This window comes from Collinsella sp. AM17-1 (assembly GCF_003470665.1).
In the GTDB taxonomy this organism is placed as follows: Bacteria; Actinomycetota; Coriobacteriia; order Coriobacteriales; family Coriobacteriaceae; genus Collinsella.
This window is the reverse complement of the sequence record NZ_QRJZ01000008.1, coordinates 90137-100020: the sequence shown is the minus strand read 5'-3', so window position 1 is coordinate 100020 and position 9884 is coordinate 90137. Positions and strand designations below refer to the sequence as shown.

At 59.7% G+C, this 9884-nt stretch carries 10 protein-coding genes and 1 tRNA gene; all 11 read left to right on the top strand.

Going from position 1 to position 9884, the window contains the following annotated elements:
* Nucleotides 1-191: 191 nt before the first annotated feature.
* The 11 genes from DW195_RS05630 to nth all read left to right on the top strand — a co-directional run bounded on the left by DW195_RS05630 (nucleotide 192) and on the right by nth (nucleotide 9732).
* A tRNA-Asp gene (locus DW195_RS05630) sits at nucleotides 192-269 on the top strand.
* A gap of 340 nt (nucleotides 270-609) precedes the next feature.
* On the top strand, nucleotides 610-1095 hold the full coding sequence (locus DW195_RS05625; protein ID WP_117564951.1) for an Rrf2 family transcriptional regulator: 486 nt from the start codon (nucleotides 610-612) through the stop codon (nucleotides 1093-1095).
* 21 nt (nucleotides 1096-1116) lie between these two features.
* Entirely contained in the window at nucleotides 1117-2022 is a 906-nt protein-coding gene (locus tag DW195_RS05620) for an adenine glycosylase (protein WP_117564952.1), read from the top strand.
* Between the two features lie 114 nt (nucleotides 2023-2136).
* Nucleotides 2137-2676 carry a rubrerythrin gene (gene rbr / locus DW195_RS05615; protein ID WP_055252097.1) on the top strand — a complete coding sequence of 180 codons (540 nt, stop codon included), beginning with the start codon at nucleotides 2137-2139 and terminating at the stop codon, nucleotides 2674-2676.
* Nucleotides 2677-2952: 276 nt separating this feature from the next.
* On the top strand, nucleotides 2953-3582 hold the full coding sequence (locus tag DW195_RS05610) for a hypothetical protein (protein ID WP_147344709.1): 630 nt from the start codon (nucleotides 2953-2955) through the stop codon (nucleotides 3580-3582).
* Nucleotides 3583-4019: 437 nt separating this feature from the next.
* Nucleotides 4020-4454 (top strand): hypothetical protein, encoded by a 435-nt coding sequence (locus DW195_RS05605; protein ID WP_118206099.1) that lies wholly within the window; start codon nucleotides 4020-4022, stop codon nucleotides 4452-4454.
* A gap of 122 nt (nucleotides 4455-4576) precedes the next feature.
* Nucleotides 4577-5107 carry a DUF6036 family nucleotidyltransferase gene (locus DW195_RS05600; RefSeq protein WP_118206098.1) on the top strand — a complete coding sequence of 177 codons (531 nt, stop codon included), beginning with the start codon at nucleotides 4577-4579 and terminating at the stop codon, nucleotides 5105-5107.
* On the top strand, nucleotides 5104-5667 hold the full coding sequence (locus DW195_RS05595; protein WP_118206097.1) for a transcriptional regulator: 564 nt from the start codon (nucleotides 5104-5106) through the stop codon (nucleotides 5665-5667). The genes DW195_RS05600 and DW195_RS05595 overlap by 4 nt, the downstream gene beginning before the upstream one ends.
* A 51-nt stretch (nucleotides 5668-5718) precedes the next feature.
* Nucleotides 5719-7074: a DNA recombination protein RmuC gene (locus DW195_RS05590; RefSeq protein ID WP_118206096.1), complete on the top strand. Its 1356-nt coding sequence runs from the start codon at nucleotides 5719-5721 to the stop codon at nucleotides 7072-7074.
* A gap of 126 nt (nucleotides 7075-7200) precedes the next feature.
* Nucleotides 7201-9003, top strand: a complete 1803-nt coding sequence (locus tag DW195_RS05585) for an ABC transporter ATP-binding protein (RefSeq protein ID WP_118206095.1) — start codon at nucleotides 7201-7203, stop codon at nucleotides 9001-9003.
* 63 nt (nucleotides 9004-9066) lie between these two features.
* Entirely contained in the window at nucleotides 9067-9732 is a 666-nt protein-coding gene (gene nth / locus DW195_RS05580) for an endonuclease III (RefSeq protein ID WP_035136768.1), read from the top strand.
* The last annotated feature ends 152 nt before the right edge of the window (nucleotides 9733-9884 follow it).

Sequence of the window (9884 nt, the reverse complement as noted above, 5' to 3'; positions counted from 1 at the left end):
AAGCACTTAATGTGCTTTCCGTCTTGCGCAGGACTGTAGAGCAGCAAACTTAACCCGCGCCAGCCGGCCCCGGAGACCCTCCCGGAGGGCCCAAAAAATATTTTCAAAAAAGTTGTTGCGCACCGGACAGGCTTCTGTGTATACTAATCCCCGCAGCGCACGCGAGCGGAAACAAACGCGAACGACTGCCTGGGGAGTTAGCTCAGTTTGGTTAGAGCGCCGGCCTGTCACGTCGGAGGTCGCGGGTTCGAGCCCCGTACTTCCCGCCAACGCAATTAAAACCACGTCTCCGGACGTGGTTTTTTGCGTTTGATAGGACCTTGATCCCATCGGCTCCTTTCGCCCAAAACCAAAGCCTTCCAATTCCCGGACAAGCTCCGCTTGAGACATGGTTCAAACAAGGAATTTGTTGCGCAACGCCTGCTCAATGAAGTAGGGGCAGGTTATACTGAATTGCACTGTGGGCCGTTTTTGATGCAAGAGGCTTCAAACACGGCATTCAGTGGGCACCCATTTTGCAATTTGGGCGTCCATACGGTCATTGGTGTCTCGACGTAAGCTCGGCCCCGGAGCTCGTTCGAGCTGTTCCTATTCTTTGAAAGGGGAAAAATGGACATATCGAGGAAGACTGATTACGCCCTTCGCATGCTCGCGATGCTTGCCGAGGACCCGGAGCGTCTGCTTTCTGTTCGCACCGCCGCCGAAGAGGTCAACGTCCCGTATTCGTTTGCCCGTTCGATCCAGCATGGTTTGGTTCAGGCCGGTATTGTGGAGAGCCTGCGTGGCGTCCATGGCGGCATGCGTCTTAAGGTCAGCCCCGACGATGTCACCATCCGCCAGGTCGTCGAGGCCGTTCAAGGCCCTATGGTTATGAATGATTGCACCGCGCCCGATGGTGACTGTGCGCGCATGGGCACGTGCTGCTATCATCCCCTGTGGGCCGGAGCTCAAGCATTGATGCGCGACTACCTCGATTCCGTTTCGCTCGGCGACATCGTCGCTCACCGCCAGTTCCCGGCCGTCGATCCCAAGTTCGCCGACCGCGAAGCGTTTCCCGAGTACGCCACCTGTGCGTATACATGCCGGGAGGAATAGCGCCGCATAAGGAGCATAGATATGATTCAGGACCCCTTTCGTTCGATGATTCGTTCGGAAGGGGTCCTGCGTTATCGCGACCTTCCGTGGCGCCGCACGCGCGATCCGTACATCATTTGGCTTTCCGAGGTCATGTTGCAGCAAACACAGGTGCCACGCGTGGAGACGCGTATGCCGGCGTGGCTCGATCGCTTTCCGACCGTGCAGGCGCTTGCCCAGGCCGCGCCTTCCGATGTTTTGGACGCTTGGCAGGGCATGGGCTACAACCGACGCGCTCTGGCGCTCCACAAGGCCGCTCAGCGCGTTGTGGAGGACTGGGACGGTGAGTTTCCGCGTGAGACGCGTGACTTGGTCGCTCTGCCTGGTATTGGCCCGGCAACGGCGCAAGGTATCCGGTCGTTTGCGTTTGACCTTCCAGGCGTGTATCTGGAGACCAACGTGCGCACGGTCTTTCTGCATCACTTCTTTCCCGATGTACCGGCTGTTCCCGACCGCGAGCTGGTGCCGCTGATTCAGGCGGCCTGTCCGGCGGTCCCCGGTGCGGCGACCGACGAGATCGCTCCCTTTGCCGTGCCGCTCGATGATGCCGACACGCCGCGCGCGTGGTATTACGCGTTGCTGGATTACGGCGCATATCTAAAAAAGACGTTGCCCAATCCGTCCAGGCGCTCGGCGGGCTATAGCCGTCAATCAAAGTTTGAGGGCTCACGTCGCCAAAAGCGCGCGCATATCGTGCGCATGTTGCTGGCAGCGCGCGATGGCCAACCGGCGGGGATTACGCTTGCTGATGCCGTGGTGGGCGTTAACGATATGGAAGCGGCGGCTGGGCGCGGGCCGGTCGAGCGCGAGCTTGTCGCGGGCATTCTGGCCGACCTGGAGCGTGAGGGCTTTTGCCGAGCCGAGGGCGATCGCTGGCTGAGCATTTAGCCCGTGGAAATCTGAAGAACAGGATTGTAAGGTTTAGATTTCCGACATGAGGGCATCCTAAAGACGAGGCCGCTCGAAGCCTACGGGCGGCATGCGTTGAAGGGAAGTACACCTATGGATTTTGAGAATTCCCAAACCAAGAAGAACCTCGAGACCGCTTTTGCCGGTGAGTCCCAGGCACACACCAAGTATCGCTACTATGCCTCCAAGGCAAAGAAGGACGGCTACGTTCAGATCTCGAACATCTTTGCCGAGACGGCTGGCAACGAGTCCGAGCACGCCAAACTGTGGTTTAAGTATCTGCACGATGGCGCCGTCCCCGATACCCTGGACAATCTGCGCGATGCCGCCGCGGGTGAGAACTACGAGTGGACCACGATGTACGACGAGTTTGCCAAGACCGCCGAGGAAGAGGGCTTTGCCGAGATTGCCGCAAAGTTCCGTGGTGTCGCCGCCGTCGAGAAGGCCCACGAGGAGCGCTACAACAAGCTCGTCGAGCGCATCGAGTCGGGCGAGGTGTTTGAGCGTGAGGGCGTAAAGGTGTGGAAGTGCCTGAACTGCGGGCACCTGCACGTTGGTGCCGAGGCGCCTGAGGTGTGCCCGGTGTGCAACCACCCCAAGGCGTACTTTGAGGAGCAGGTGGTGAACTACTAGCGCGTGACGCTGGCTGCTGCGGAGCGCGGGGCGGGGAAATACCTTTGCCTCTCGCTCACGGCTCCGCAGGGTCGCGCGAGGCAAAGGTATTTCCCCGCCCCGCGCTCCGGCGTTGGGTCGCCGCGTGCTCGTTGTGGAAAAGCTGATAATTAAGTTTGCGTGCCGCCCCTTTTTTGGGCGGCACGTTTTTGTATGGGGCCAGTTGGGGCGGTGACGTTGCTTAGGGGGTACACTGGGTAGCGTTGGCTATTCGTTTCCTCTTGTGAGGTGTTGGTTATGGGTAAGAAATCTCGGGCTCGGGTGGCTGCTGCTGGGACTCGTAAGGATCCTGAGCGTCGGGTTGTTGAGGGCGGCAAGGCAGAGCGTGCCGATAAGAAGAAAGCCGGTGCGCATGCTCATCCTGAGTGGGCGCCTCATTTGAATTCGGCTAGTGAGGATTTGACTGCCAAGTTGTTTACTCTGGTCGAGGTCATCTTGGGCGTGGTGCCCGTGGTGGTCATTGGCTTGTTCCTGGCCTCTAAGGATGCCACGAGCGTGGATAAGCTCACCGATGTCTTTTCTCAGGACCCCTCGATGGTGGTCACGTTTATCTCTGCGTGCTTGCAGCCGTTTGTAGCGTACATGCTGTACATGATTTATCGCAAATACTGCGAGGGCGATGCGGGCTTTGCCGCCGGCAACTTGATCGGCCTCTTGTGCTCCGAGATCCTACTGCTCAATATCCCGGGCGTCATCGGTATGGGCATCTTGTTGTGGCGTGTTTGGCGCAACGTCGCTCCGCACTTCGAGAGCTGGCTGTTTGAGCGCCGTGCAATGGGCGTGCTGGTCGACATCGCGGGCTCACTCGTGATCCTGGTCCTGGCGTTTATGTGTGCCACCGCCGCCCGCGGTCTCGCGGGCATGTAGTCTGTCCTAACCGACCACGGAGCGCAGGGCGGGGAAACCTTTCCCTCTCGCTCACGGCTTCGCAGGGTCGCGCGAGGCAAAGGTTTCCCCGCCCTGCGCTCCGGCGTTGAGTCGTCGCATGCTCGTTACAGAAAAGCTGATAATAAGTTTGTGTGCCGCCCCTTTTGGGGCGGCACGTTTTTGTGTGTGGGGTCCCTGTCTTCACAATTTTCGTCAAGCTTTTGGTTAGATTTTGGTCAGTTGGCGTAAGAGCGGAAGGCCAAAAGATTGCTGGCGAAAAAAGCTCAGAGAAAGTGCTGGTAGGGGAGTTGTTGAGCTTTTCGACAGCTTTTGAGCAAAAGAAACTTTGTGGCTATTGCCGGCGATTGCGTTGTCGCGGTCATGGCGGTGCGGGATGCTGGTCGTAAGCGTCGAATGCTCCGATTTTGGAGGCCAGCATGGATCTGTTTCTTGAGACTCCGCAGCAACAAGCTGAGCGCATGCTGCGTCAGCAGCAACGACTCATGGAGATGCAAATGCAAGGGGTTGCCAACCAGGCGCCCGTGCAAAATGTCGTGCCCGCTGCTGTACCTGCAGCTGTGCCCGGGTGTGAATCGGCGCCAGAGGCCTATTCCGTACAGCAGGATTCATATGCGCAGGAGCTCGCGTTCGATAAGCGCCGTGCGCGTCACCGTTGCTGGGCCCAGCGCCTGCGTACGCTGGCGATGATCGTGCTGATCCCGCTGGGGCTTGCGGCCATCTTTCTGGCGTCGTATGCCCTCACGTGCATCCTCAACGGCGCATCGCCCAACGAGGTGCTCCAGCATCTAGCGGCCCTGGGCCAGCGCCTAGGTGACGTCATAACAACCATCCGCGCCGGCTGGGAGAGCTAGCGTTTGTCACATTAGGACTTCTAGGGTGTAGGGATTATCGCCACGAGTAAAACTCTTGCATCCCGTGGGTCCTGTCGTGCGATTGATAGTATTATCGAAGATGAATAATAATAGGATTTGCTATGTATAAGCATGATTTAGAGCAGACTCTTTTGGGCATTGACGAAGAGGCAGAGCTGGAAATAGGTCCAAGAGACGATAGGCCGAGCGTTGTATTGGTGGGAGGAAGCGCCTTCATGCTAAACGATGTGACGAATCGGTCGGTTACACATGACATTGATGTGTTTGAGGCAGACAGGTGCCTCCGCGAGATCATAGCTCGATACCCCGAGGTGAATGGTATGGCGGTGGCATATTGTGATCAGATGCCATTCAATTACGAAGATCGTTTGATTCCCTTGGATATTGGGGCGCGTTTTATCAGGTACTTTACGCCATCCTTGGAGGACCTGGCGGTGATGAAGCTCTATGCCTACCGTCCGAACGACATCGTCGATCTTCATAGTCAGGCATTCGTCGACCGACTTGATTGGGGGCTGCTCGAACGGCTTATATTCGACGAGGGCGAGGCGCTGGCGTCGTCGCCTTCGGAGCGGAGTTATCAAGAGATGGTCTGCGCATACAGGCAATACAAAAAGGAGGTGCTCGGTTGAATCTGACCTTTGAGGGATTCTTAAAAGGCTATTGCCGAGAGCTGTCCGGACAGCAGTCACTGAGTTTTAGAAAACTGGTTGAGCAGGCGATGACGGTTGCGCCGCGCGTGGCGGAGCCTCTGTTTTTGCTCGCTTTGGCGCAAGGAAAAGCCGAATACGTTCTGGGTTTATCCGAGGGCTCGTGGATGGAAGAGGATTACCGAGACGTTTTGTCCTTGTACGGTCAAGCGGGTAACATAATATCTTTATGCGCCAAAAGTGAGCTTCCTAATCGTTATGCCAACGTTTGGCGTGTGTATAGAGCGGTGAAGGAAAAGCCGGTGGCGAACAGAAGGATCAACGCCCTGATGCGAAAAAGAATACTGGAAGCATTGGAGGAATCGGGCGTAACGCGCTATGGCCTCTGCCGTGCTCTGCACCTGAACAAAGGAAACGTATACGCATACTTGGCGGGCGATGACTCAAAGGTGAGCAGGGAGACGGCGCGCCGCATTATGGAATATGCGGAGGAGAGGGGCACCCAAGAAGGGGCCGGCCGCCCGGTGCGTGTGGCGGGGTAAGATTGATCGCGGTTTTGATTGGTGCTCGATTGGGTTTGTTGGGCGGAGTTTATGTCTGCTATTGATATTGTGCTTGTTGTGATCGCCTTGGTGGCGGTGGGGGTTGCTGTGGCTTGCGCCCTCCAGCTCAAGAGCCTGCGTGCCGAGCTGCGGGAGCGTGGCGACAGTAGCGCGGAAACGCTGGCAGCGCTCGAGCAGGCCAACAGCACGCTCGACACCCTGAACGTCGCGTTGGCCGAAACCCGCCGCACGGCAAATGCCATCGCGCAGCAGCAGACGACCGATGCCGCCGTAGAGCAGCAGCGCTACCTGACCATTGCGCGCGAGTTCTCGCAGGCCGGCGACCGCATGGATGACCTGCGCCGCGAGACGGCCCAACAGCTTGGCGCCAACCGCGAAGGCATCGAGCACCGCCTGGACAAGGTGCGCGAGACGGTCGATGCTCAGCTGGGCGCCATCCGCAAAGACAACAACGTGCAGCTCGACCAAATGCGTGCGACGGTGGACGAGAAGCTCTCTCGCACGCTCAACGACCGACTGTCGGCATCGTTTAAGCAGGTGAGCGACCAGCTCGAGGCCGTGTACAAGGGCCTGGGCGACATGCAGTCTATCGCCACCGGCGTGGGCGACCTTAAGCGCGTGCTGGGCAATGTCAAGGCGCGTGGCATTTTGGGCGAGGTGCAGCTGGGTGCAATCCTGGCGGACATCCTCACGCCCGATCAGTATCTGGAAAACGTCGCCACCAAGCCCGGCGCCTCGGAACGCGTTGAGTTTGCTGTCAGGCTGCCGGTGGACGAGGGCGACCCCGTGCTGTTGCCGATTGACTCCAAGTTTCCGGGCGACGCGTACGAGCATCTGCTCGACGCCCAGGAGTCTGGTGACGCTGAGGCCGTCGCCGCAGCGCGCAAGACGCTCGATATGATGGTGAAACGCGAGGCCAAGGACATCTGCGAAAAGTACCTGAGTGTGCCGGCAACGACCAACTTTGGCATCATGTTCGTGCCGTTTGAGGGGCTGTACGCCGAGATCGTCAGCCGCCCCGGGCTTATCGAGATCCTGGGCCGCGACTATCACGTCAACGTGGCCGGTCCCAGCACCATGGCCGCCATTCTCAACAGCCTGCAGATGAGCTACCAGACGTTTAGGCTGCAAAAACGTACCGACGACGTACTGCGCGTGCTCTCCGCGGTCAAGGCCGAGCTGCCGCGCTATCAGGCGGCGCTGCGCCGCGCCCAGCAGCAGATCGAGACCGCGGGCAAAACGGTCGAGGGCATCATTACCACGCGCACCAACGTCATGGAGCGTAAGCTCAAGGACATCGACGCGCTGGAGGATGCTGAGGAAGCCGACGCGATTTTGGGCTTGGAGTCCGCAGGCCTGCTCGCAGACCAAAAAGACGAGGACTAGTCGCAACGGACGGTGGGTCGCCGGCGTAAACGCGGGTGCCCCATCGCTTTTCGCATCGTGCTTGCCTGAAGTGCGCTTCAATGTGCAACAATGGCGTTTCGCCCTATCAGATGCGAAAGGAAGCCCATGTCTCAGAGAAGCGCCAGTCCGCTCAGCCGCTCCACCGTGCGCCGCACGCTGCAGCGGTTTTGGGGTGTCACGCGCACGCAGCCGCTGATTGTCTTTCTCTCGGTGCTCTCGTCGGCGGGCTACATCTTTTTGCTCACGTTTGCCAACACCTACGTGATGGCCCTCATCGTCGACCGCGTCCAGGCCGGCCCCGTGGCGGGCGACCAGGTGTTTGAGGTCTTTGGCCCTTACATTCTGGCGCTCGTACTCGTTAACCTGGTGGGTCAGATCCTCTCCAAGCTGCAGGACTACACCGTCTACAAGCTCGAGATTGCGGGCAACTATCACCTGGCGCGCCTGTGCTTCGACACGCTCTCCAACCAATCCATGACATTCCATACCAGCCGCTTTGGCGGATCGCTTGTGAGCCAGACAAGCCGTTTTATGAGCGGCTACACGGGTCTGGTCGACGTGACGGTGTATTCGCTCATTCCCACCATCACCTCGGTCATCTGCACCGTGGCCGCACTCGCCCCGGTGGTGCCGACGTTTACCGTGATCCTGGTGTGCATCATGGTCGTCTACATCGCGTTTGTCTGGCTTATGTACAAGCGCATCATGCCGCTTTCGGCCGCGACGTCCGCCGCGCAGAACAAGCTCTCGGGCGTGCTCTCCGACGCGGTCACGAACATCTTGGCCGTCAAGACTTGCGGGCGCGAGGACTTTGAACGTGATCTGTTCGATACCGCCGACCGCGCCGCGCGCGACGCCGAGACGGTCTCGATGCACGCCATGATGCAACGCAACTTTACGACCTCGGGCCTTATCGTCATCACCATGGCTGTGGTGAGCGTGTTCGTCGCGGGCGGCAACGCGTGGTTTGGCATCTCGGCCGGCACGCTCGTCATGATCTTTACCTATACGTACAACCTCACCATGCGCCTGAACTACGTGAGCTCCATGATGCAGCGCATCAACCGCGCGCTGGGCGATGCGGCCGAGATGACGCGCGTGCTGGACGAGCCGCGTCTGGTGGCAGACGACGAGAACGCCTCCGAGCTCAAGGTGCGCGAGGGCGCGATTGATTTTGAGCACCTGAGCTTTGCATACCGTGATGCCGCGGCGGACGAGAGCGTGTTCGACGACCTGACGCTCCATGTGGCGGCGGGCCAGCGCGTGGGCCTGGTGGGCAAATCGGGCTCGGGCAAGACGACGCTTACCAAGCTGTTGCTGCGCTTGGACGATGTGCAGGGCGGCCGCGTGCTCGTGGACGGCCAGGACGTCTCGCGCTGTACGCAGCAGAGCCTGCGCCGTCAGGTGGCCTACGTGCCACAGGAGGCGCTGCTGTTCCACCGCTCCATTCGCGAGAATATCGCCTACGGCCGCCCCGACGCCACCGACGAGCAAATTCGTGAGGCGGCGCGCCTGGCCAATGCCCTGGAGTTTATCGACCGCCTGCCCCATGGCTTTGACACCATGGTGGGCGAGCGCGGCGTTAAGCTTTCGGGCGGCCAGCGCCAGCGCGTGGCCATTGCCCGTGCCATCCTCACCGACGCGCCGATTCTGGTACTCGACGAGGCGACGTCTGCCCTCGATAGCGAGTCCGAGGCGTTGGTGCAGGAAGCTCTCGAGAACCTGATGCGCGGCCGCACCTCCATTGTGGTGGCGCATCGCCTGTCCACCGTGGCGGCGCTCGACCGCATCGTGGTGCTGGCGGATGGCGAGATCGTCGAGGACGGCACGCATGTGCAGCTCGTCGAGGCGGGTGGCGAGTACGCGAGTCTGTGGAGCCGTCAGACCGGCGCATTCTTGGAGGCGTAAGCGTCTAGGACGTGGGACAATTGTGCCCATAAGTTTATTGTGCCGTTGAGCCGAGGAGTCGTTATGCCACGCGAGACCAATGCCGCCAAGCGCGAGCGCGCCATCGAGGTGTGTGAGCGCCTCAACCGTCGCTATGGCCCGGTCGAGTGCTTTTTGGACCACGAGAATCCCTTCCGCCTGCTGATCGCGGTGCTACTCTCGGCGCAAACGACCGACGCGCAGGTCAACAAGGTGACGCCGCGGCTGTTTGCCCAGTGGCCCACGCCCGAGGCCATGGCCGGGGCGAGCGTGGCTGACGTGGCGGACACCATTAAGTCACTCGGCTTTTATAAGAGTAAGGCCAAGCATGCCGTGGAGGCCGCCCAGATGATCGTTGCTGACTACGGCGGCGAGGTACCGGCCGACATGAAGGAGCTTGTAAAGCTGCCGGGCGTGGGGCGCAAGACGGCGAACATCGTACTCAACGTGGGGTACGGCATCGTGGAAGGCATCGCAGTGGATACGCACGTCAACCGCATTGCGCACCGCCTGATGCTGAGTCCCAAGACGCATGCCAAGGAGCCGCTCAAGACCGAGCAGGATCTGCTCAAGATTTTGCCGCACGAGTATTGGGAGTCGGTCAACCATCAGTGGATCACCTTCGGTCGCGAAATCTGCGATGCCCGCAAACCCAAGTGCGACGAGTGTCCGCTGGCAGATTTGTGCCCCAGCGTGCGCGTAGCGGGGTAGGGCGGAATGCATCTTCGTCTGGCGTTTTTGTTGCGGGGCTGGGCGTACGCTTGAGCTGGAGTCCTCTCCATGCGTTACCATGACAGGCAACGAATTTGACGAACGACCCGCCGAGCTTGCCTCGGCGGGCTTTTGGCGTTGCGATGCCGGAG